Here is a 22,330-nt window from a genome sequence, read left to right as displayed (position 1 = left end):
GGCAAATATACATTTTTTGTTTATTTGGATATGTGTGTATGCGGTTATTTGTTAAACAGGCTAATTTGTGGATTTGGTTATTCGATTATGTTTAAAAGACAAATAACCAAATCCACAAATAACCGCATCAACTATCCCAAAGCCTGCTCAATATCCGCAATAAGGTCTTCCGCATCTTCGATTCCTACGCTGAGGCGCACCAGGTCGTCGCTTATGCCTATCTCCTTGCGCTTATCTTCCGGAATCGAGGCATGCGTCATGAGCGCCGGGTGGTTGGCCAGCGACTCAACTCCGCCAAGTGATTCTGCCAATGTGAACACTTTGAGGTTCTCCAGGAATTTTATGGCCTCTGCCTTTTCACCGGAAGCGAAGGTAAACGACACCATGCCGCCAAAGCCGCCCTGCATCTGCCTTTTGGCAAGATCGTAAAACTTATGGCTCTCCAGCCCGGGGTAGTATACCGCTTTGATCTTAGGGTTTTTGCTTAGGTATTCGGCAACCTTTTGGCCGTTCTCGCAATGGCGCTGCATCCTTAAATGCAGGGTTTTGATACCCCTCAACACAAGGTATGAATCCTGCGGACCGAGGGTAGCCCCAGTGGCAAATTGCAAAAAATGCAGCTGCTCGCCCAGTTCGGCATCTTTAATTATCAGTGCGCCGGCAATCACATCGCTGTGCCCTCCCAGGTACTTGGTAGCCGAGTGCATCACAATATCGGCACCCAAATCTAACGGCCTTTGCAGGTACGGTGTAGCGAAAGTATTATCTACCGCAAAAAGTACCTTTTTTTCCTTGCATATTTTTGCTACAGCGGCAATATCGGCCAGCTTCATCAACGGGTTAGTGGGCGTTTCCACCCATACCAGCTTCGTATTGTCATTGAACAGCGATCGGAATTTGTCCAAATCGTTCATGTCCACAAAATGGAACTTTATTCCGCTATCTTTATACACACGGGTAAACATGCGGTAGGTACCGCCATACAGGTCGTCCATTGCAATAACCTCATCGCCCGCTTTCAGCATACGCAGTACGCAGTCGGTTGCCGCAAGACCTGATGAAAAAGCAAGCCCGCGGGCGCCGTTTTCAATACTTGCCAATGCATTTTCCAATGCCGTACGCGTTGGGTTCGCCGCACGGCTGTATTCGTAGCCGCTGTGTACGCCCGGGCTCGATTGTACGAAGGTAGATGTTTGGTAAACCGGCGGCATTACTGCCCCTGTTGAGGGATCATGATGCTGGCCGCCGTGTATGGTTTTCGTGTTAAATTTCATATAACGTGTAGTTTGTTTGTCGAAAATTTTAGGCAAATTTACTGGAAATTGGTTACGTGTGTAACACTACAGGCCACCTTTTGCAAAAGAATAACACCATACTATATGAAAAGCTGCCTCACCTTTGCCCTTGCACTGATACTGCTCGCCGGATGTAAAAAAGAAAAAGAAGAAACGACAACTACAGTTGTAACCGAAGCGCCCGCTGAAGCTGTACCTCTTAGCTTTGAGCAAAAGTCCTACACTAAAAAAAGCACCATTTGCCAAAAGAAATGCTCGTATGTGGACATAAAAATCGAAGAAGCTTTAGGCGTTGATGGCCTTGCAGACAGCATTAACAATGCAGTTTTCAGGGTGGTAAGAAGCATTGTCTATTTTGGTGAAAAGCCTACTAATGCGAAAAATTATGATGAACTTACTTCTAAGTTCATCCAATCCTACGACGACCTCGCCAAAAAATATCCTGAGGAAGCCGCCTGGAACTGGGAAGCGGAAATTAAAGCCACTAAAGAATATCAAAGCGAAAATATCATCAACTTTAAGGTAAACAACTATATGTTTACAGGCGGCGCACACGGCTACGAAGGCAACCGTTCAGTAATCATCGATGCCAAAACCGGAAGGACACTGAAGCGGTCGGACATCCTTAAAGACGAAAAAGGGTTTACCTCCTTTGCCGAAAAAGCATTCCGGAAAAAATTCGGCATCCCCGCCGGCAAGCTCATCAACAGTGGCGGAATGATGTTTGAAAACAACCGTTTCGCACTGCCCCAAAACATTTTTTATACCGATAACGGGCTGTTGCTCCTCTATAATCCGGTAGAGATAAGTTCATTTGCCGATGGTGCAAAAAAACTGGAGATTCCGTATAGTGAAGCAGAGCCCTATCTTAAAATTAAATAGTTTTGGGTTTTGAGTTCCGGGTGAGCAAACTCCGGATTAAAGGAACTTCCTGATGCTCATCATGATCCCAAGGTGAATGCCTTCGTGGTAGTTGTTGAAGCTGATGGCATCCTCCACGCTTGAGAGCGTAAAGCCAAGCTGGGTTGTGCGTTCGGTAAATGTTTTAAATAGCTTATTGTAGTAATCCTGCTCCGTCCTCTCAACGGGGGTAAACAATAGTGCGCGTATTTCATCTGCTTCTTTTTGCGAGAGGTCATATTCCGGTTTTGTACCCCGCATGTATTTGCTCACCAGCTCGTCGCTTACATGCAGCTGCTCTCCTGCACCGCCATATACCAATAGTTGCTGCGACACGATGATATGCCCGATATTCCATATCAGGTTGTTGCTAAAACCGGGCGGTATCCTGTTTAGCTGTTCCAGCGAATACGTGTCAAAATAGCGATCATAAATTTCACGGCTTACGCGCGTGATCCTGAATTGGTGTTCCATAATTGTTTTGTTTGGAGTATAAATATAACGAATTTCACCATTGGATTGGCGAATTTTTACATCAGGATTTCTTTATCTTTATCAAAATTTTCCTTCCGAAAAAATGAAAAAAGCAACACTACTACTATCATTATTCGTTTCTGTAATCACATATTCACAAAATACGGCGTGGTCAACACACGTCAACCCCTTTATAGGTACCGGCGGCCACGGGCATACGTTTCCCGGCGCTACGGTGCCGTTCGGGATGGTGCAGCTTAGCCCCGATACCCGCATCGACGGCAGCTGGGACGGTTGCAGTGGCTATCATTATTCCGACAGCGTGATTTACGGCTTCTCCCATACGCACCTCAACGGCACGGGCGTTTCCGACTACGGCGACATCATGCTGATGCCTACGATGGGGGAGCCGAAGCTGGATAATAAAAGTTATTCCTCTTCCTTTTCGCATGCCAATGAAATGGCTACGGCAGGCTATTATTCTGTAAAGCTGAATGACGATGCCATTAAAGTAGAACTAACGGCCTCGGCACGTGTGGGGCTGCACCAATATACCTTTGCCAAAAAAGGGCAGGCCAACATCATTCTCGACCTGAACCACCGCGACAAGCTGCTGATGGGCGATGTAAGAGTAATTGACAGTAAAACCATCGAAGTGCTGCGCCGCAGTGAGGCCTGGGCACGCGACCAGTATGTATATGCCCGCATTGAGTTCAGCCAGCCGATGAAAATAACAGCAGTAAACAACAACGCCTTTGCACCTGCAAAAGTGACCGATAAGCAATTCGCAGGCTCGCTGTTGGCATTAAGCTTCAGCAAAGATGTGAAGGCCGGTGAAAAGCTCCTTGTAAAAGTAGCGCTCTCGCCAACAGGCTATGAAGGTGCGGCAAAGAACATGAAAGCCGAAATGCCGGGATGGGATTTTCAAAAGGCAAAGTCGGCAGCCGCAAAGCTATGGGACAAGGAACTTTCGAAAATTGAGATACAGGAAAAAGACAAGGATAAACTGGCAGTTTTTTATACCGCGTTGTACCACACCATGATGCAGCCCAACATTGCCATGGATGTTGACGGGATGTACCGCGGACGGGACAATGAACTCCACAAAGCGGAAGGTTTCGACTATTATTCGGTATTTTCGCTGTGGGACACATTCCGTGCGGCGCATCCGCTGTACACGCTCATCGATAAAAAGCGTACGGCCGATTTCATCAATACATTCATCAAACAATACGAGCAGGGCGGCAGGCTGCCGGTGTGGGAACTGGCCAGCAACGAAACCGACTGCATGATAGGCTACCACTCCGTTTCGGTAATGGCCGATGCGATGGCAAAAGGCATTAAGGGTTTTGATTACGAAAAAGCCTTTGAAGCCGCAAAGCACAGCGCCATGCTCGACCACCTGGGGCTGGATGCCTATAAGAGTAACGGCTTCATCAGCATTGACGATGAGCACGAAAGCGTATCGAAAACCCTGGAATATGCCTATGATGACTGGTGCATTGCGCAAATGGCGAAGCTATTGGGTAAGGATAAGGAGTACGATTACTTCATGACACGCCAGCAAAACTGGAAAAACCTGTTCCATCCCTCAACCGGGCACATGAGGCCAAAACGCAATGGCGGGTGGGACAAGCCCTTCGACCCGCGCGAGGTAAACAACAACTTTACCGAAGGGAACAGCTGGCAGTATACGTTTTTCGTTCCGCAAGACATCATGGGGCTTATTGAAGCCTTTGGCGGGCAGCAGCAGTTTGAGGCGAAGCTGGATGAGATGTTCTCGGCGCCATCGACTACTACCGGCAGGGAGCAGGTGGACATTACAGGACTCGTGGGCCAATATGCGCATGGGAATGAGCCAAGCCACCACATGGCCTATTTGTATACGTATGCGGGCAAACCGGAGAAAACAAAGGAAAAGGTGCACTACATGCTCGACAATTTTTATAAGAATGCACCTGATGGCCTGATTGGTAATGAAGACTGCGGGCAAATGAGCGCATGGTATGTGCTGAGCAGCCTGGGCGTATATGCCGTAACACCGGGCAGGCCTTTGTGGGACATTACCGAACCAAACATTGATTTTGCCAAAATACATTTTGAAGATGGGACATCGACCAATATTTCTAAAGGGAGCACCAACAGAGAACTTTACTTTCTTGGGTTCATGAAGGAGTGGTATGGCAAGCAGCAAATGCAAGGCTGGAGTCCTCTGCACCCTGTGCCGGTTATTGAAGCAGAAAGCAAGTCGTTTAAAGATAAAATGACGGTGAAATTTGTTGATACTGAATCTGGGCAGATGCCTATTAACTATCGGGTTTATGGTATTGATTCAAAAGAAAAAGGCCTTTTCAAAATATATAAAGACCCTGTGGTACTTACGGCATCCTCAGTTGTAGAAGCGCTTAAAGATGAGGGCAACGGAATAAAAAGCGATACTGTAACCGCACAATTCTTTAAAAAACCCAACGACTACACCATCACGCTCAAATCAAAATACAACCCACAATACCATGCCGGTGGTCCCGATGGCCTGCTGGATGGGATAAAAGGGACGGAAAACTGGCGTAAGGGCGACTGGCAGGGCTACCAGGGGCAGGATTTTGAAGCGGTAATCGACCTCCAGAAAAAAATGCCTGTTAAGAGCATTTCATCCCGCTTCCTGCAGGATACACGCGCGTGGATCGTATTCCCGACAAAAGTGGAATATTATGTATCGGATGATAATGTGAATTTTACTTTGGCAGAGACCCTTGAGAATATGATTCCTGCGCAAAATTACGATGTAAGGGCAAGCAGCATGGTAGTGGGTTTGAGTAATACGTCTGCACGGTACATAAAAGTGAAAGCCTATAACTTCGGCACGCTTCCGGAATGGCACCAGGGTGCAGGGGGTGAGGCATTTATTTTTATAGATGAGATTACAATTGAAACCGGTAAATAATGGCAAAGTTTTTATTTTTCGCGCTGTTTTGCATTGCAAATGCATTGGCCCAAAGCAATGATGTGTATGTGCCCTACCGCAAAGGCAGCCTGTGGGGTTACAGCGATGCTAATGGGAAAGTTATCATTGAACCTGTTTATGACAAAGTAGATATCAAAAGCATTGAAGGACAATATAAGGTTTATAAGACTGGTAAGGCCGGAATTATAGACGGCTCCGGTTCAGTAGTGTTCGAGCCGGAATTCGACAGCATTTTTGCTCGTTATTATAACCCGCGCGGGCACATGTTTTTTGTGCAGAAAAAAGGTTTGTGGGGGTTGTATACCCATGAAGGAAAGGAAATGGTGCCTATAAAATATAACCTGCTTGACAAATTCTTCTTTCACAGGGGACACCTGACGGATGGCAAAATTTTCATGGCAAAGAAAGGTAATGAATATTATATAATTACCAATGAGGATAAGGTACTCGAAAGTGGTCTGCAAGCGGCTGTCGAAATGTCGCATGATGGTGTAAAGCTGAAAAAGGGCAACAAGTTTGCTCTTTTCAACCTTAGCGAAAGCAGGACCGTAACCGGTTTTGAATTTGACAGCCTCGCCATGATTGACCAGGATTTCGACTATGCCGATGCAAAGGGAAAGATCTTCTATGGAGCAATAGGCAACAAAAACTATGCGGTCAGCATTGACGGGAAAAAGGAGGAACTGAAGCAAAAGCCGGACCTTACCGAAAATGGCCTTAGCGTAATGAGCAGCTTTATAGAGCTATACACGCAAAGAGAAGAGATAACCCTAATTGCAGAAGAGGTAAATCCGGATTTTTACAGCACTTTACGCACCAATGGCAAGCATGAATATAAGCCTGCGCAGATACCGGGTTGGAATGCGGGATATGTGATTAAATCGAACAAAAAACAGCTGATCGGCCTTGAAGGCAGGAGGGGCGAATTTTTCATACCCCCGGTGTACGGAAAGATTACAGTATTCGATTCCTGGGGGAAGACAGTAGTGCTTTACAATGATAAAAAAGCCGGACTCTATAATTATGAGACATCCACCCTGCTGATACCGCACAATTATGATGCGATACACGACATGGGTGTAAAAGTGTTAGAAAGCAAAGGGAAAGTCGGCATATTTGATGACAACGGCAGGGGGCTTGCTTTAGGTATGGAAGGTACAGTACTCATAGAACCCGCCTATGACAAATTCATCACACGCATTGATCTTAATAGCCGCTCCCGAAGCGATTTTTATATCTATGAATTCATCGATAAAGGCAAAACCTGCTATGTAGGCAGCAATGGCGTAAAATTCTTTGAGGATAGCAAATAAGCTATTGGCTTTTCTTTGCAGGAAACATTAGCGACGCTACAACGGCGCTTACAAGTATCCCGCCCACCACGGCCAAAGATACCGGCGAGGATATATGCACAAACGGATTAATTAGCATCTTAATTCCGATGAAAGCCAGGATAAGCGCCAGCCCGTAATGCAGCTTGCTGAACATGTGCATAAAGTTGGCCAGTAAAAAGTACAGCGCCCGTAATCCCAATATCGCAAAGATATTGGAGGTGTACAGAATAAAAGGGTCGTCAGGTGCTATGGCAAATATGGCCGGGATGGAATCTACCGCGAAAATGAGGTCGGTAAATTCGATGACGGCTACAACTACCAGTAGCGGTGTGGCCATGCGCTCACCATTAATCTTCACGAAAAAGCGGCTGCCCTCGTAGTTTTTAGTGACTTTAAAAAATTTGTAGATAATTCGTGCGCCCGGGCTTTTTGAAAAATCCTTGTTCTCGTCATCGTCTTCTTTGGCAAACCACGACTTTACCCCTGCAAAAACAAGGAACACCCCAAAGAATGACAATACTGCGTTGATGCGTACCTTTTCGCCAAAAATGCTCATTTCGGGCAGGTAGGTATGATTGATAAGCTCTACCCCCGTAAAAATGAATATCGCCCTGAACACCAATGCGCCGATGATGCCCCAAAACAATACTTTATGGTGCAGGCGTTTCGGGACATTAAAGAACCCGAAGACCAATATAAATACAAAAAGGTTATCGACAGACAGTGCCTTTTCTATCCAGTATGCGCTCTGGAACTGAGTGAACTGCTCAAAACCAAGAAAATAATAAATCACCCCACTGAACAGCATGGCCAGCGATATCCACACTATTGACCATGTGAAGGCCTCTTTATTGGAAACGACATGGCTGTGCTTATTGAACACCCCAAGGTCCAGCAGGAGCATCACTATGACCACTATCGAAAAGGCTGCCAATACGCCGGGATGATTGATAAGGTGGTCGTGATTCATGCTACATGGTTTTTAATCGAGTTTTTCCGTTAGCTTTTTAAACGTAGAGCGTGCTTCTTTCCCTTCATACAAAATTTCATATACCGCATCTATTATCGGTGTTTTGGCTTTGTAGTCCGTATTCAGCTTGTAGGCGCTTTTTGTAGCGTAATAGCCTTCGGCCACCATGCTCATTTCCATCATGGCCGATTTTACCGTATAGCCTTTGCCTATCATGTTGCCGAACATCCGGTTGCGCGAGAATACCGAGTAACCGGTTACCAGTAAGTCGCCCAGGTAAGCCGAGTTGTTGATGTTGCGCTTCATTTTATGCACCTTGCGGATGAACTTTTTCATCTCCCTTATGGCATTGCTCATCAGTAGGGCCTGGAAGTTATCGCCATAACCCAGACCATGTGCAATACCGGCGGCAATGGCATAAATATTCTTGAGCATCGCGGCATATTCGGTGCCCACAATGTCATCAGATGTTTTAGTTTTAATGTAATGGCTGCTCAGGTTTTTGCCCATTATCTTGGCCTTTTTCTCATTCCCGCAGGCAATGGTAAGGTACGAAAGGCGCTCGAGCGCTACTTCTTCTGCGTGGCAGGGACCCGTAATTACTCCTATGTTTTCGTAAGGAATATTATATTGCTCATGGAAATGCTCTCCTACGATAAGGCTGGTTTCGGGCACGATACCCTTTATGGCCGAAAATATTACTTTATCTTCCAGGCTCACCGTCATCTTCTCCAATTCTTTGCTGAGAAAAGCCGACGGTATGGCAAATATCACGTAATCGGCATAGGCAACAGCCTCGTTGATGTCGCTGGTAAGGCGCAGTTTTTTAGGGTCAAATTCCACCGAGCTCAGGTAGTTGGGGTTGTGCTTTTGCAGTTTCAGGTGCTCAATGGCGTCGTTGTTGCGCATGTACCACGCTATTTCAGGTACATTTACGCAAAGCATCTTGGCAATCGCCGTGGCCCAGCTTCCGCCGCCTATAACGGCGAACTTTGGAGTGTCACTCATTAGTACATCGATTGAATTGAAACGTCAAAAATACTCATTTTTAACACAACCTGCCTCTTAGCATCATGCTAAATGTTTTTTCCGCCTATTAAAAACACATCAAACATTAACATTTTATTATGATTTTCAACGCAATTCCAAAAGCACTCACAGCGTTATCCAACTATAATTACGTTATAATTAGGATATACAAGGTTAGTTAAATTTTTTGTTTTTGGTGTTTTAAAAGGCATTCCTTATTCCACAGGAGTGCCTTTTATTTTTGCTTAATAGCTCATCTCTACTATTTCCCTGACCTTATCAGTAGTAATGTTGCCGCGTTCGCCCATTGCCCTCCATCCGCGTTCTTCAAAGCGGTTCACAATGATATCGGCAGTATTTTGATAATCGGCGGTATATTCGGACACCCTTGCCGGCATCCCCATGGTTTTGAAAAATTCTACTGTTTTAGCAATAGCCAGCTTTGCGGCTTTGTCAACATCCGTTTCAGAAATATTCCAAACACGGGTCCCGTATTGTGCCAGCTTTTCTTTTTTGGTCTCAAACATCACTTTGTACAGGCTTGGCGCAATGATGGCCAGTGTACGGGCATGATCGATGCCGTAAAGCGCGGTAAGTTCATGGCCAATCATATGGGTAGCCCAGTCGGTAGGCACGCCTTTTTGGATGAGTCCGTTTAGGGCCATGGTACAGCACCACATAAAGTTGGATGCCAGTTTGTAGTCGGCAGGGTTTTCAGCAACTCCCGGGCCTATTTCGATTAATGTCTGCAAAATGCTTTCGGCTATGCGGTCCTGCAAAATCGCATCGTGCGGGTAGGTAAGGTACTGCTCCATCACGTGGGTAAAAGCATCTATAACGCCATTCTGCACCTGCCTTTTCGGTAGTGAGGCCACTGTAGCCGGGTCGCAGATCGAGAATTTCGGAAACAGGGCAGGCCCTCCGCAGGTCAGCTTTTCCTGTGTACTTTCCACACTTATAACAGCACCCGAGTTCATTTCGCTACCCGTTGCCGGCAATGTAAGCACGGTACCGAAAGGCATGGCGTTGCTTTCTATGCGAATCCTTTTCCGTAAGATGTCAATGGGGTCGCCTTCAAAGTTTACCGCTGCCGAAATGAACTTTACACCATCGATAACCGATCCGCCACCCACTGCCAAAATGAAATCGAGTTTTTTTTCGCGGATAAGCTGCACGGCTTTCATCAGCGTTTCGTAGCGGGGATTGGGTTCAATGCCGCCAAATTCGGTAATGTCATAGCCTTTCAGGGCTTCGGTTACCTGCGCGTGCACGCTGTTGGCGAAAATGCTCCCGCCGCCATAAGCTAATAATATTTTGGCATCCGCCGGAATGAGTTTGGAAAGTTTTTCCATCTGTCCCTTGCCAAAAACGAGGTTGACAGGGTTATATAGTTCGAAGTTGAGCATGGTATTTCGTGTTTTGTTTTGTATTCAAATATACGAAATAGTATATATCCTGCCTATCGGCAAATAGGTCGCATTCACAGTTTTCAGCGTAATGATTGCTGATGATTGCGGACTAATGAGAACTGAGACTGGGACTGGGACTGAAAACTACGACTATTTCTTGTAGAATAGATTATGCTCCACATACTGCCATACCTTATGGGGCAGCATGGGCTGTACATTTTTCCCTTTCTTTATGCTTTCGCGGATAAACGTGGATGATAATTCAATAACCGGGGCATCAACCCGGTGGATTCGGGCCGAAGCTTCAATTTCCGGGTCGATAATCTCTGTGTTGAGGCGCGGATATACGTAGATGTCGTGGTTTTGGATGATTACCTCATAGTTCTTCCACTTGTGCAGGGAATTCAGGTTATCCTCACCCATCAGGAGCGAAAACTCATGCGTGGGGAACTTCTCCTGCAAGTGTGCCAGTGTGTGTACTGTATAATTCGGTTGTGGCAGCTTGAACTCGATGTCGCTGGGCTTCAGTTTCGGGTAATCTTCTGTAGCCAAAAAAACCATCTGCAGGCGGTGGTGGTCGTCCAGCAGCGTACTTTTTTTCTTGTGCGGGTTGTGCGGGGTTACCACGAGCCACACCTGGTCCAGATCGCTGTTCTCGGCGATATGGTTGGCAATGATGAGGTGCCCTATGTGCATGGGGTTAAATGTTCCGAAATACAGCCCGACTTTCATGACTTATTTGCTTACAAAATCCTTTACCAAATCATAGGCCTCCTGCTTCGCCACATCCAGGTCGTAGTTCTTTATCACCACGTCAAACTGCGGTGCGGTGGCCAGCTCTACCGAGGCCTTGGCTATGCGCATGTTTATCTTGTCGTCCGATTCGGTACTACGTTTTTTCAGGCGTATCTTCAGCTCGTCGATACTTGGCGGCTTTACAAAAACAGCCAGCGTTTCTTCGGGAAATTTCTTTTTGATGCGCAGGCCGCCTGCCACATCTATGTCGAATATCACATTCTTGCCCTGCGCCCAGATGCGTTCTACCTCGCTTTTCAGCGTACCGTAAAAATTGTCGCGGTACACCTCTTCCCATTCTACAAATTCCTCTGCCTTGATATGCTTCTTGAATTCCTCAAGCGATATGAAGTAATAATCCTTGCCATGCTCCTCGGTTCCGCGTGGCTCGCGGGTGGCTGCCGAAACAGAGAACTCCAGGTTCAGTTCGGGCTGGGCCAGCAGGTGCCTTACTATGGTTGTTTTACCCGACCCGGAAGGAGCCGAGAATACTAATAATTTGCCTTTCATTAGTTGTTGTGTTGTTGTTTACTTTAGAGTTTGGGGTTCAGGGTTCAGGGTTCCATACTGTATGGCAACTCTGAACTCTAAACCCGGAACTATAGAACATTAAGTACCTGTTCTTTGATCTTTTCCAGTTCATCCTTCATCTGCACCACCAGCTTTTGCATTTTTGCATGGTTGGCCTTAGATCCCATGGTATTAATTTCGCGGCCCATTTCCTGTGTAATGAAGCCCAGCTTGCGGCCGTTCGCTTCCGATCCGGCCAGTGTTTCAATAAAATAGTTCAGGTGGTTTTCAAGGCGCACCTTCTCTTCGGTAATATCCATTTTTTCGAGGTAGAAAATGAGCTCCTGCTCAAAACGGTTCTCATCGACATTCACTTTAAGCTCGTCAATGGAGGCGTGCAGCCTTGTTTTAACGGTTTCCAGCCTTTCGTTGTCAAGGGACACCGTTTCATTCATCAGTGAAAGTATGTTGGATATCCTCACCAGGAATTCCTTTTCCAGCGCTACGCCTTCAGTTACGCGAAAATTGTGTATGTTGTCCAGCGCCTGCACTATAACCCCTTGTATCTGTCCCCAGTCGTTTTCGTCTATTTCTTCACGCTCGGTTTTAAGCGCATCGGGCATGCGTACGGCCATCTTCATGAATTCGGTGTCATCGCCGTTGGGGATCACCTCCTTCATCTGGCTGATGTATGCCTTTACAATAGGCACATTGATCTTTGATGATGTTTCTTCTCCTGTCACTTCAACAAAAAGCGAGAAGTCCACTTTGCCGCGTTCCAGCTTTTGGGCTATCTGGTTGCGCAGGCCCAGCTCCATTTCGCGGAAAGCCGACGGCATGCGCACATTCAGGTCAAGGCCTTTACTGTTTAGGGATTTTACCTCTACGGTAATCTTTTTGTTGGGCAACTGCAGCGATGCTTTGCCAAAGCCTGTCATGGATTGTATCATGCAAAAAATTTAGAGCCACAAAGTTAATAAAAATAATGGAGGGATGGTTAGCGGCCTAAATGCGCAATGGCAGCCTCCACATTTTGCTTGCTGTTGCCTACAAAAATACTGTCGCCATCTACTATAACCGGGCGGCTCAGGAAGGTATAATGCTCATTGATGAGATTCTTGTAATCGGCTTCTGTCAGCTGTACATCCTTCAGTCCCCGCTCTTTATATAAAGTTGCCTTACGGCTGAACAGCGCTTCGTAGCTTCCGGCCAGGCGGTGCATTTCCGCCAGTTCTTCAGGGGTAATGGGTTCGGTCTTTATCTCGCGGAGCGTAAAGCCTTCTGTATTGGGTAATGCCTTGAGTATCTTGCGGCAGGTGTCGCACGTCTTGAGGTAGAATATTTTTTTCATTTTGCAAAAATACAGTTTTTACCCTATAAGGTATTCCAGGAAAGCTTCCACAGTTTCATAGCCTACTGCATTAAGCTTTTTCTTGAGGCGCATTTTACAAACCCTTACGCTTTGAGGCGATATGCCCAGGATGCCTGCCATGTCGGGGCCGTTGAGCTCCAGGCGCATGAGCACCAGTATGCGGGTTTCGGCTTCGGTGAGGGTTACACCGCTCTCCCTGATGCGCGAAAAGAATCCGGGATATATGGCACGGAAACGCGACCGGAACTGTTCCCAGTCATCATCCGTAAGTATCTTTTGTTCCAGCAGGGCCGAAATTTCATCTTCGGTAGGTTCATCAGGTTCGGTCTGTGGCTGTGTTTCTTCCTGCAGGCCACTAATTATGGCATTTTTGCGGGAAAGGTCAATGATATACGTTTTGAGTTCCTGTTCCTTTATATCGATGATCTTTTGGGTGTTGCGCAGTTCCATTTCAAGGTGGCGTTCCTTAAAGCGCATCCTGGAAAAATAACGGTACACAAAAAAGGCAACCGCGAGCAATACTGCCAATATCCCCAGGGCAATCATCCACAGGCGGTTGTTGGCAATATCTTTTTCATTTTGCAGGTTTTGTATGCGCAGGTTTTATACTTCCAGCCCCAGTTCCGCCTGGTTTTGCGACAGGCGCTCGCTTTGGTTGGCCTCCATCAGGTCGCGCTCTACCTCAAAATACTTTTTGTAATAGTATAAGGCAGAGTCGGCTGTGCCGAAACGTTCATGGCTTTTAGACAACTCCTCGTAAGCCTCACGGATGCGAACCTTACTGTCAAGCCGGCGTGCAATGGCAAGGCACTTGCGCGCAGCATCGAAAGCTTTTGCTGCATCGCCTTTTTGGGTATATACGGTACCGAGATTTTGCCACGCGGTTGCCATCCCTTCCATGTAGTCAATCTTTTTGCATTCTTCAAGCGAAAGCAAGTAATAGGTAAGGGCCGGATCAGGATTTTCTCCATAACGGTATATCTGTCCCTGGTTGTTATAAGCAATGGCAAGGTCGCGGGGTTCGTTAATCTCTTTAAAGATGGCTATTGCAGCGTTATTACGGGCAAAGGCTTCCTTAAAATTACGCTGCTCCCTGAGTATCAGTGCGCGATTAGTAAGCGTTAGCCCCAGCAGGCGCTTCATGCCGGTTTTTTGGGCAAGCTCCGCGGCTTCATCATAGCACTCCATGGCAGCCTCGTTGTTCTCAAGCCGCCAGTGCACCAGCCCGAGGTTGTTGAGCAGTGTTGCCATCTGCTCTTCGTTACCTTCTTCCTTTACTTTTTTGTAGGCCTGCGTAAAATAGTCGAGTGCTTTCTGGTAGTTTCCCATACGCCATTCTTCATTGCCCAAATCGGTAAGGCTGACGGATTCGGAAACCTCTTTTTTCCCGGTAGCCGCTTCCTTATCCTTATCTTTCCGGCATGCGCCGAAAAGCAGCAGGATAAAAGCAGCAAAGCAAAAAGTCAGTACAGGCAGTTTTTTCATAGCGGGACAAGGAGATGGCTTAGCCTGCCGCAAGATAGAAAAAAATATACTCAGTGTAATTCTTTTATAGACCTCACCCCCAGCCCCTCTCCAAAGGAGAGGGGAGCCAGTTGGGTATTACGTAATATCATTGTTTAAGAATAAGACCTCCAATGAGGGAAGCTCCTCCCTCTCCTTTGGAGAGAGTCGGGGTGAAGTTAACCCGGAAAATGTCCGGTATAGGATTACCCCTTCTCCCCGGCAAGATGCTCCAGCATGTCGGCTGTCATCGCTTCGAGGTCGAAATCGTGCTTCCACCCCCAGTCCTGCCTTGCATTACTGTCGTCAATGCTTTGCGGCCAGCTGTCGGCAATTTTCTGGCGGAAATCCGGCGCATAGTCAATGGTGAAATCCGGGATGTGCTTTTTGATGGCTTCGGCAATCTCTTCCGGCGTAAAATCCATTGCCGAAAGGTTGTATGACGAACGGATTTTTATGTTCCCGGCGGGAGCCTGCATGATCTCTACCGTGGCGCGTATGGCATCGTCCATATACATCATGGGCAGGCGGGTCTCTTCGCTCAGGAAGCAGGTGTACTTGCCATCGGCCAAAGCTTTATGGTATATATCCACGGCATAATCGGTAGTGCCGCCGCCCGGAGGGGTCGACCAGCTGATAAGGCCCGGATATCGTATGCTGCGGATGTCGACACCGTAAATGTTGTGGTAGTATTCGCCCCAACGCTCGCCCGACTGCTTGGAGATGCCATAAACGGTTGATGGCTCCATTACGGTATATTGCGGGGTATTTTGCTTGGGTGTAGTAGGCCCGAACACCGCAATGCTGGACGGCCAGAATATTTTTTTTATCTTTCCTGCTTTGGCAAGGTTCAGTACATGGAACAGCGAGTTCATGTTCAGGTCCCAGGCGAATGCAGGGTTCTTTTCGGCTGTTGCCGAAAGCAGTGCCGCCATCAGGTACACATCTTCTACGTTATATTGCTCAATCACGGCCTGCACCTGGTTGAAATCAAGTGCATTCACAACCTCAAAAGGCCCGGAAGCGACAAATTCCACATCGCCTTTACGCACATCGGAAGCGATCACTTCGTCTTTCCCGTAAATGCTGCGCAGTTTTTTAGTAAGTTCGGTACCAATTTGCCCGCAGGCGCCTATGATGAGTATTTTTGCCATGAGTCGTGTAGTTTGCAGTGCAAATATAGCGGTTTCGAATTATGATATTCATTCTTTTGCAATGCGGTTCTAACAATTTTTTAAAAGATTGTGATTTAAAACAGGTGTCAATCGTATTATTCATAAAATCAGCATTACAATACTGACCCGTCGGGCCTGAAAGATTTAAAAACCTTCCGGCTCTTGCCGTATAATGATTGGTGTAAAATCCGTTCCTTAAAGAAATTCAAAACACAGCAGGCATTTTGGCCTAACATTTGTAAATTTGCTGTCAACTTAAAGAAAATGAAATACCTAAAGATAATTGCCGTCCTTGTGCTTTCCACAATGCTTTTTTCCTGCGAAGACGACCAGGAAAAACGTGTGGCCCAGGCCAAAAGGATAGAGAGGCAAAACGACTCCATAGTTAAGGCCCTCGCCAAAGGCTGGAAGTTCAGCATACCTGTGCCGTCGGCCAAAGTACAGCAACAGATGGGCGTGTGGGGCGAATGGGAACAGCTGAAAAGCGAACTGGCACAAAAACCAACAGGCGACCTGGCGGCCTTTCGCCAAAAAACCAAAGAGCTGGTACGGAAGACGGAACTGGCACGAAACACCATACCGTTGAACTTCAGGAAGCCACAAGTAAGCAGCCGTTTTGACGTGCTGGTAACCAAAATAAAGTCGCTGCACACCTTTGTGGGCGTGGACCCTGTGCCTACAACCAAAGTTTTTGAGATCATGGCAGGCATCAATTATGAAACCGCCTCCATCTTCAACCAGTTTGACGAAATGATCCGCATAAAGGAAATACCGAAAGAAATAGGCGAAGAGGAAATGCTTCGCGCGCTCGATACTGTGCGCCACGCCAACCCCGAAGCACAACCACAGCCACCGGCAACCACTACAACACCTTCGCAAAGGCCACGAATGGTACCCCAGCGTTCCCTATCTCCGGGCAACGGATTTATAAAAAAGCAAAATTGAAACCTGAATTTTTAGATAAATACGGGCAGTCGCCCAAAGTAAAGCAGATTGCCGACGCTATCGCGAAACCGGAGAACAAACTGCAGGTAAAGGGTCTTTTGGGCTCTTCGCTGTCTTTTGTCATCGACCCGCTGTTCCGCCAGAGCGAGCTGCCGTTCCTCCTCATCCTGAAGGACAAGGAAGAGGCTGCTTATTACCTTAACGACCTGGAGCAGCTGACAGGCGACCAGGACGTGCTGTTTTACCCCGGCTCCTACCGCCGCCCCTACCAGATAGAGGAAACCGACAATGCCAACATACTGTTGCGTGCCGAGGTGCTCAACCGCATCAACTCGCGCAAAAAACCGGCCATCATCGTATCCTATGCCGAGGCGCTTTTTGAAAAAGTGGTAACGCGCAAGGAACTCGAAAAAAATACGCTCAAGATTGCAACGGGCGACATGGTATCCATCGACTTCATCAACGAGGTGCTGTTCGAATATGAGTTCCGCCGGGTGGATTTCGTGTCCGAACCGGGGGAATTCTCCGTACGCGGTGGTATTGTGGATGTCTTCTCATTTTCGAATGACAACCCGTACCGAATCGAATTTTTCGGCAACGAGGTAGACAGCATCCGTACCTTTGATGTGGCCTCGCAATTGTCATTGGAAAAGAAGAAGAAAATTACCGTTATCCCCAACGTTGAGAATAAATTTTTGCAGGAAAACAGGGAAAGCTTCCTGGAATACATCAGTGAAAAAACAGTCATATTCATAAAGGACAGCGAGGCATCACTGGCGCAGCTGGACATCCTTTTCGGCAAGGCCAATGAAGCTTTCGCAAAATTGTCCAAAGACCTGAAGCACGCGTCACCGGAAGAGCTGTTCCTCAACCAGCAGGCATTCCTGAAAAAAGCGCTCGACTTTACCATTGTGGAACTGGGCAACCGTGCTACCTTCAAAATTAGCCAGGCATTCGAATTCCACATACAGCCGCAGCCGTCGTTCAACAAACAGTTCGACCTGCTGCTGAACAACCTGCACGAAAACCACCATAACGGGTTTAAGAACTACCTGTTCTGCTCGAATGAGGCGCAGGCCAAACGTTTTGACGACATCTTCGAAACCCTGGACGAGGCCAACCACGAGAACACGCGGAAGCAGTATAAAACGATCGTCTTCCCAATCTATGAAGGATTCACAGACGAAGAAAACCAGATTGCCTGCTACACCGACCACCAGATCTTCGAGCGCTACCACAAATTCAGCATCAAGAACGGTTATTCGAAAAAGCAGACCATTACACTCAAGGAACTCAACTCACTGTCGGTTGGCGATTATGTAACGCACATCGACCACGGCATCGGGAAGTTCGGAGGGCTGCAGAAGATTCAGGTAGAAGGCCGCACGCAGGAAGCCATCAAGCTGGTGTATGCCGACAATGACATTGTGTATGTGAGCATCCACTCGCTGCACAAAATATCCAAATACAACGGGAAAGACGGCGCACCCCCCAAGATATACAAACTCGGTTCCGGAGCCTGGAAAGCCCTAAAGCAAAAGACCAAGGCACGCGTTAAGCACATTGCCTTCAACCTTATCCAACTGTACGCCAAGCGCAGGCTGGAGAAAGGTTTCCAGTATGCTCCGGACAGCTATTTGCAGGCAGAACTCGAATCGTCTTTCATTTATGAAGATACACCCGACCAGATCACCGCGACCCGCGATGTGAAGGCCGACATGGAAAGCGAACGCCCCATGGACCGCCTCGTTTGCGGCGATGTGGGCTTCGGTAAGACGGAAGTCGCCATACGTGCTGCCTTTAAAGCCGTTGATAACGGCAAGCAGGTGGCTGTGCTCGTGCCCACTACCATACTCGCCTACCAGCATTACCGCACATTTAAAGAGCGGCTTAAAGACATGCCCGTAAGTGTCGGGTACCTGAACCGTTTCCGCACGGCAAAGCAAAAGGCAGATACCCTGAAACAGCTTGAAGAAGGCAGGCTGGACATACTTATAGGCACGCACCAGTTGGTTGGCAAGGGAGTAAAGTTCAAAGACCTTGGATTGCTTATCGTAGACGAAGAACAGAAATTCGGCGTCAACGTAAAAGACAAGCTCAAGACCATTGCCGCCAATGTGGATACCCTTACACTTACAGCCACCCCGATACCGAGGACACTGCAATTCTCACTCATGGCTGCGCGGGACCTTTCGGTAATCACCACGCCGCCACCCAACCGCTATCCTATCGAGAGCCAGGTGGTGGGCTTTAATGAAGAAGTGATACGCGATGCCATTTCGTACGAGATACAGCGCGGCGGGCAGGTGTTCTTTATCCATAACCGGATTGAGAACATCAAGGAAGTAGCCGGAATGATACAACGCCTCGTGCCGGGCGCCAAAGTGGGCGTAGGCCACGGGCAGATGGATGGCAAAAAGCTGGAAGAGCTGATGCTGGCCTTTATGGAGGGCGACTTCGATGTATTGGTCGCCACGACCATCATCGAGAGCGGGCTGGACGTGCCGAATGCCAACACCATATTCATAAATAATGCGAATAATTTCGGGCTTTCCGACCTGCACCAGATGCGAGGGCGCGTGGGCCGGAGCAACAAAAAGGCATTCTGTTATTTCATCGCACCGCCATATAGCGCAATGACCGAAGATGCCCGCAAGCGCATACAGGCGCTGGAGCAGTTCAGCGAGCTGGGCAGCGGATTCAACATTGCCATGAAAGACCTTGAGATACGTGGTGCGGGCGACCTTTTAGGCGGCGAGCAGAGTGGTTTCATCAACGAGATCGGGTTTGAGACCTACCAGAAGATCATGAACGAAGCCATTGAGGAACTGAAGGAGAATGAGTTCAAGGATCTGTATGACGATGGCGACGAAACGACTGAAAAGGAATATGTAAAGGACCTCCAGATCGATACCGACTTCGAGCTGCTGTTCCCCGACGAATACATCAACAACATCACCGAAAGGCTCAACCTGTACAACGACCTTGGCGCCATTAAGGACGAGGCCGGGCTTATCGCCTTCGAGCAGAAGCTCATCGACCGTTTCGGGCCATTACCGAAACAGGCACAGGCCCTCCTCACGAGCATGCGCATCAAGTGGGCCGCCACCAAAATGGGCCTCGAAAAGCTGGTGCTCAAGCAGGGCAAAATGGTGGGCTACTTTGTGGGTGACCAACAAAGCGATTACTACCAGTCGGCTTCCTTCCGCAGGGTGCTTAAGTTTGTACAGCAATTCCCGACATTATCTAAAATGAAGGAGAAGCAGACGAAGAATGGGTTACGATTATTACTGACATTTGAGAATGTGAAATCGCTGAAAAAGGCATTGGAGCTGTTGGAGATGGTGTTTGAAGGTGAAGTCAAGCTCTAAAGTCTTAAGTGCCAATTATAGTATATTACGTATTGAGATTTTTTGTACGTTTATCCTCAATCACTAAATCATAGTCTTATGAAGAAACTATTATTTTTTCAAATCATCACTGTTTTATGTCTCACTAATTTAAAAGCCCAAACAGTTTCCACTTTTTTAGAAACAGATTCTAATGGATGCTATGGTTTGACAATTGACGAGAACTTTCTATACGTTGTATCTTCATTTACTGGGAAGGTTCATAAGAAAAGTTTAACAGTAAATGATTCAGCTTACGAGACTTTCAATATCGGAGGAAGTGGTTATACAGGAATTTGTAAGGTAGGAGATTATGTCTATCTGTCAAAGCCCTATAACGGATCAGCGGGTATTTACCGATTTGATTCTACTCAATCAAATATTTCACTTGAAAATTTTATAAATCTAAATCAAACATTTGGATTAGCTTTTAGGAATAATGAATTATACATTAGTGTTGGCAATAAAATTTATAAAGTTAACTTAGGCAGTTCTCCCGCATCTCTAGTCCAAATAGCTAGTGGTATTACAGGGGTTGGAGGAATTAATGGTAGTACAATCGGTCTAAAAGTTTATGATGACTTTCTATATATCGCAGAATCAACTGGAATTTCAAAAATAAATTTAGGTTCAGGAAACTATGAAAAAGAAACCATTACGACTCATACCGGAACTAGTTTCGCAAAAGGGGATAATGATATATTTTATCTGACAGGTGGTGAAATAAATAATGCCGTTTACGAATTAAATCTCCAAACACAAACCTATTCTCTTTTAGCTACAATTGATAATTTTATAGGAACGTATGATATTGTCTTTAACAGCGATACTTTGTTTGTAACAACACAAGAGGGAGATTATAATAAAGTGGCAAAAATTGATTTAGAAAATCTAAATACCGGAGAATTCCTAAAGAGAAAAAGCATTCTATTTCCAAACCCTACAACTACTTATATAACCTTATCAAATTTTGAAATAGGAGAAAATATATCAATTGTGACTCCAAATGGTCAAATTATAAAATCCTTTAAAATAGACAGCAATAAAGTTGACGTTTCATATTTGGAAGCCGGAATATATTTTATCAAAAGTGGAAATGTTTATAATCGATTTATAAAGAACTAAAACTACTCCAATCCCTCCCACCATTTCTTAAACACCCCCGGGTTTTCGAGGTTCACCTTTTCCCCTATCATTGGCGTTAGTATCGGCATGCCTTGTTTTTCAGCTTCGGCGGTTACGCGTTTTATGGGTTCGTCCCAGTCGTGGAGGGCGAGGGAAAACTTGGCCCAGTGTACCGGAAGCAGCTTTTTGGTTTTCAGGTCCTGTGCGGCAGCAACCACCTGTTCGGGCAGCATGTGGATGTACTCCCAGTTGACATTGTACTGGCCACATTCCAGCACCGCCAGGTCGAACGGGCCGAACCTTTCCCCAATTTCCTTAAAGAAATAGTCGTAGCCTGAATCGCCTCCCAAAAATATCCTGAATGATGGCGTCTGCAGTACGAACGACATCCATATTGCCTTGTTGCGCGTAAAGGTCCGCCCGGCGAAATGGCGGGCCGGGGTGGTGTGGATCGTAAAGCCATTGCCGAAGTTTATGGTCTCGTTCCAGTCCCTTTCTTCCACAAGAGCCATATCGTAGCCCCAGGTTTGAAGGTGTTCGGCAGTGCCGAGGCCGGTAACGACTTTCTTTACTTTTGGTTTCAGCTTCAGTACTGTTTCGTAGTCAAGATGGTCCCAATGGTCATGGGTGATGATGAGGATATCGATTTCAGGAAAATCTTCTACAGTATATGCATCGCTCCCGGGAAATGCTTTGGTCGTAAATTTTAACGGCGAGGCATTGCCACTGAAAACCGGGTCGACGAGCAGCTTTATACCATCCACCTGCATGAAGTAGGACGAATGGCCGAACCACACCAGCACATTCTCATCCGGTGCGAGGCGGTGCAGGTTTACTTTTTGCGAAGGCAGTGGTAATTTAGGCCGGCTCCTTTTGCTTTTGTTGAAGAAGAACTCGTACAGCACGCGGGGCATGCTCACGCCCTCCTTCAGGCTGGGCGTGTGGCTCAGGTTTTGGAATTCGCCATCGCGGTAATTAGGGGACAGCTTGATCCTTTCGAGCCTTTGGCCGGAAGGTAGTTTGCCAAATTGCGGCTGTTTCATGAATACGGCTATACCTGCAATGAGGAGGATAACGATTATGAGGGTTGTGGTCATTCAGGTGGAGTTATACCCAAAGGTAGCTAAAAACAAAATGCAG

General features: G+C 46.9%; 19 protein-coding genes. 6 read left to right on the top strand and 13 right to left on the bottom strand.

Annotation, left to right across the window (positions count from 1 at the left end; translation table 11 throughout):
• Positions 1-131: 131 nt before the first annotated feature.
• On the bottom strand, positions 132-1,301 hold the full coding sequence (locus tag OGH69_RS10020) for a cystathionine gamma-synthase (RefSeq protein ID WP_265174336.1): 1,170 nt from the start codon (positions 1,299-1,301) through the stop codon (positions 132-134).
• A gap of 78 nt (positions 1,302-1,379) precedes the next feature.
• Here OGH69_RS10020 and OGH69_RS10015 point away from each other — a divergent pair, with 78 nt between their 5' ends.
• On the top strand, positions 1,380-2,177 hold the full coding sequence (locus OGH69_RS10015; RefSeq protein ID WP_265174325.1) for a DUF3298 and DUF4163 domain-containing protein: 798 nt from the start codon (positions 1,380-1,382) through the stop codon (positions 2,175-2,177).
• Positions 2,178-2,213: 36 nt separating this feature from the next.
• Here OGH69_RS10015 and OGH69_RS10010 read toward each other — a convergent pair whose 3' ends face one another.
• Positions 2,214-2,669: a DinB family protein gene (locus OGH69_RS10010; protein WP_265174324.1), complete on the bottom strand. Its 456-nt coding sequence runs from the start codon at positions 2,667-2,669 to the stop codon at positions 2,214-2,216.
• Positions 2,670-2,772: 103 nt separating this feature from the next.
• On the opposite strand from OGH69_RS10010, the gene OGH69_RS10005 reads away from it, so the two are divergent.
• Together OGH69_RS10005 and OGH69_RS10000 are read left to right on the top strand one after the other, a co-directional pair.
• The gene (locus OGH69_RS10005; RefSeq protein WP_265174323.1) at positions 2,773-5,613 is read left to right on the top strand and encodes a GH92 family glycosyl hydrolase; all 2,841 of its coding nucleotides are present in this window, start codon (positions 2,773-2,775) and stop codon (positions 5,611-5,613) included.
• Positions 5,613-6,947, top strand: a complete 1,335-nt coding sequence (locus tag OGH69_RS10000) for a WG repeat-containing protein (protein ID WP_265174322.1) — start codon at positions 5,613-5,615, stop codon at positions 6,945-6,947. Before OGH69_RS10005 ends, OGH69_RS10000 begins: the two co-directional genes overlap by 1 nt.
• 1 nt (position 6,948) lies before the next feature.
• On the opposite strand, the gene OGH69_RS09995 is transcribed toward OGH69_RS10000, so the two are convergent.
• The 10 genes from OGH69_RS09995 to OGH69_RS09950 form a co-directional block, all read right to left on the bottom strand.
• Positions 6,949-7,938: a TerC family protein gene (locus OGH69_RS09995; RefSeq protein WP_265174321.1), complete on the bottom strand. Its 990-nt coding sequence runs from the start codon at positions 7,936-7,938 to the stop codon at positions 6,949-6,951.
• Between the two features lie 12 nt (positions 7,939-7,950).
• Complete coding sequence (locus OGH69_RS09990) at positions 7,951-8,946, bottom strand: NAD(P)H-dependent glycerol-3-phosphate dehydrogenase (RefSeq protein ID WP_265174320.1); 996 nt, start codon at positions 8,944-8,946, stop codon at positions 7,951-7,953.
• A 266-nt stretch (positions 8,947-9,212) separates the two neighbouring features.
• Positions 9,213-10,373, bottom strand: a complete 1,161-nt coding sequence (locus OGH69_RS09985; protein WP_265174319.1) for an iron-containing alcohol dehydrogenase — start codon at positions 10,371-10,373, stop codon at positions 9,213-9,215.
• A gap of 153 nt (positions 10,374-10,526) precedes the next feature.
• Positions 10,527-11,108, bottom strand: coding sequence for a nicotinate (nicotinamide) nucleotide adenylyltransferase (nadD, locus tag OGH69_RS09980; protein ID WP_265174318.1), 582 nt, complete (start codon positions 11,106-11,108; stop codon positions 10,527-10,529).
• 3 nt (positions 11,109-11,111) lie between these two features.
• Positions 11,112-11,681: a guanylate kinase gene (gene gmk / locus OGH69_RS09975; protein WP_265174317.1), complete on the bottom strand. Its 570-nt coding sequence runs from the start codon at positions 11,679-11,681 to the stop codon at positions 11,112-11,114.
• An 89-nt stretch (positions 11,682-11,770) separates the two neighbouring features.
• Positions 11,771-12,631 (bottom strand): YicC/YloC family endoribonuclease, encoded by an 861-nt coding sequence (locus tag OGH69_RS09970; RefSeq protein WP_265174316.1) that lies wholly within the window; start codon positions 12,629-12,631, stop codon positions 11,771-11,773.
• A 47-nt stretch (positions 12,632-12,678) separates the two neighbouring features.
• Complete coding sequence (locus OGH69_RS09965; RefSeq protein ID WP_265174315.1) at positions 12,679-13,032, bottom strand: arsenate reductase family protein; 354 nt, start codon at positions 13,030-13,032, stop codon at positions 12,679-12,681.
• Positions 13,033-13,050: 18 nt separating this feature from the next.
• Positions 13,051-13,599 carry a helix-turn-helix transcriptional regulator gene (locus OGH69_RS09960; RefSeq protein ID WP_265174314.1) on the bottom strand — a complete coding sequence of 183 codons (549 nt, stop codon included), beginning with the start codon at positions 13,597-13,599 and terminating at the stop codon, positions 13,051-13,053.
• Between the two features lie 57 nt (positions 13,600-13,656).
• On the bottom strand, positions 13,657-14,538 hold the full coding sequence (locus OGH69_RS09955) for a tetratricopeptide repeat protein (protein ID WP_265174313.1): 882 nt from the start codon (positions 14,536-14,538) through the stop codon (positions 13,657-13,659).
• Positions 14,539-14,762: 224 nt separating this feature from the next.
• The gene (locus OGH69_RS09950) at positions 14,763-15,710 is read right to left on the bottom strand and encodes an L-threonine 3-dehydrogenase (protein WP_265174312.1); all 948 of its coding nucleotides are present in this window, start codon (positions 15,708-15,710) and stop codon (positions 14,763-14,765) included.
• A 285-nt stretch (positions 15,711-15,995) separates the two neighbouring features.
• Here OGH69_RS09950 and OGH69_RS09945 point away from each other — a divergent pair, with 285 nt between their 5' ends.
• From OGH69_RS09945 to OGH69_RS09935, 3 genes are all read left to right on the top strand, one after another.
• Positions 15,996-16,676 carry a hypothetical protein gene (locus OGH69_RS09945; RefSeq protein WP_265174311.1) on the top strand — a complete coding sequence of 227 codons (681 nt, stop codon included), beginning with the start codon at positions 15,996-15,998 and terminating at the stop codon, positions 16,674-16,676.
• Entirely contained in the window at positions 16,673-20,047 is a 3,375-nt protein-coding gene (mfd, locus tag OGH69_RS09940) for a transcription-repair coupling factor (RefSeq protein ID WP_372339335.1), read from the top strand. The genes OGH69_RS09945 and mfd overlap by 4 nt, the downstream gene beginning before the upstream one ends.
• Before the next feature lie 78 nt (positions 20,048-20,125).
• Positions 20,126-21,190 carry a T9SS type A sorting domain-containing protein gene (locus OGH69_RS09935; protein ID WP_265174310.1) on the top strand — a complete coding sequence of 355 codons (1,065 nt, stop codon included), beginning with the start codon at positions 20,126-20,128 and terminating at the stop codon, positions 21,188-21,190.
• Positions 21,191-21,192: 2 nt separating this feature from the next.
• On the opposite strand, the gene OGH69_RS09930 is transcribed toward OGH69_RS09935, so the two are convergent.
• Positions 21,193-22,287, bottom strand: a complete 1,095-nt coding sequence (locus OGH69_RS09930; RefSeq protein WP_265174309.1) for an MBL fold metallo-hydrolase — start codon at positions 22,285-22,287, stop codon at positions 21,193-21,195.
• Positions 22,288-22,330 lie beyond the last annotated feature (43 nt).

The organism is Flavobacterium sp. MFBS3-15 (genome assembly GCF_026107645.2).
Taxonomy (GTDB): Bacteria; Bacteroidota; Bacteroidia; order Flavobacteriales; family Flavobacteriaceae; genus Flavobacterium.
This window is presented reverse-complemented; position numbering and strand designations above follow the sequence as displayed.

Coding starts and splice junctions, on each gene's coding strand:
- OGH69_RS09990 (WP_265174320.1), bottom strand. CDS start 8,946: ATGAGTGACACTCCAAAGTTCGCCGTTATAGGCGGCGGAAGCTGGGCC.
- gmk (WP_265174317.1), bottom strand. CDS start 11,681: ATGAAAGGCAAATTATTAGTATTCTCGGCTCCTTCCGGGTCGGGTAAA.
- OGH69_RS09995 (WP_265174321.1), bottom strand. CDS start 7,938: ATGAATCACGACCACCTTATCAATCATCCCGGCGTATTGGCAGCCTTT.
- OGH69_RS10005 (WP_265174323.1), top strand. CDS start 2,773: ATGAAAAAAGCAACACTACTACTATCATTATTCGTTTCTGTAATCACA.
- OGH69_RS10015 (WP_265174325.1), top strand. CDS start 1,380: ATGAAAAGCTGCCTCACCTTTGCCCTTGCACTGATACTGCTCGCCGGA.
- OGH69_RS09950 (WP_265174312.1), bottom strand. CDS start 15,710: ATGGCAAAAATACTCATCATAGGCGCCTGCGGGCAAATTGGTACCGAA.
- OGH69_RS09985 (WP_265174319.1), bottom strand. CDS start 10,373: ATGCTCAACTTCGAACTATATAACCCTGTCAACCTCGTTTTTGGCAAG.
- OGH69_RS10010 (WP_265174324.1), bottom strand. CDS start 2,669: ATGGAACACCAATTCAGGATCACGCGCGTAAGCCGTGAAATTTATGAT.
- OGH69_RS09930 (WP_265174309.1), bottom strand. CDS start 22,287: ATGACCACAACCCTCATAATCGTTATCCTCCTCATTGCAGGTATAGCC.
- OGH69_RS09955 (WP_265174313.1), bottom strand. CDS start 14,538: ATGAAAAAACTGCCTGTACTGACTTTTTGCTTTGCTGCTTTTATCCTG.
- OGH69_RS10000 (WP_265174322.1), top strand. CDS start 5,613: ATGGCAAAGTTTTTATTTTTCGCGCTGTTTTGCATTGCAAATGCATTG.
- OGH69_RS09965 (WP_265174315.1), bottom strand. CDS start 13,032: ATGAAAAAAATATTCTACCTCAAGACGTGCGACACCTGCCGCAAGATA.
- OGH69_RS09935 (WP_265174310.1), top strand. CDS start 20,126: ATGAAGAAACTATTATTTTTTCAAATCATCACTGTTTTATGTCTCACT.
- OGH69_RS09945 (WP_265174311.1), top strand. CDS start 15,996: ATGAAATACCTAAAGATAATTGCCGTCCTTGTGCTTTCCACAATGCTT.
- OGH69_RS09970 (WP_265174316.1), bottom strand. CDS start 12,631: ATGATACAATCCATGACAGGCTTTGGCAAAGCATCGCTGCAGTTGCCC.
- nadD (WP_265174318.1), bottom strand. CDS start 11,108: ATGAAAGTCGGGCTGTATTTCGGAACATTTAACCCCATGCACATAGGG.
- OGH69_RS09960 (WP_265174314.1), bottom strand. CDS start 13,599: ATGATTGCCCTGGGGATATTGGCAGTATTGCTCGCGGTTGCCTTTTTT.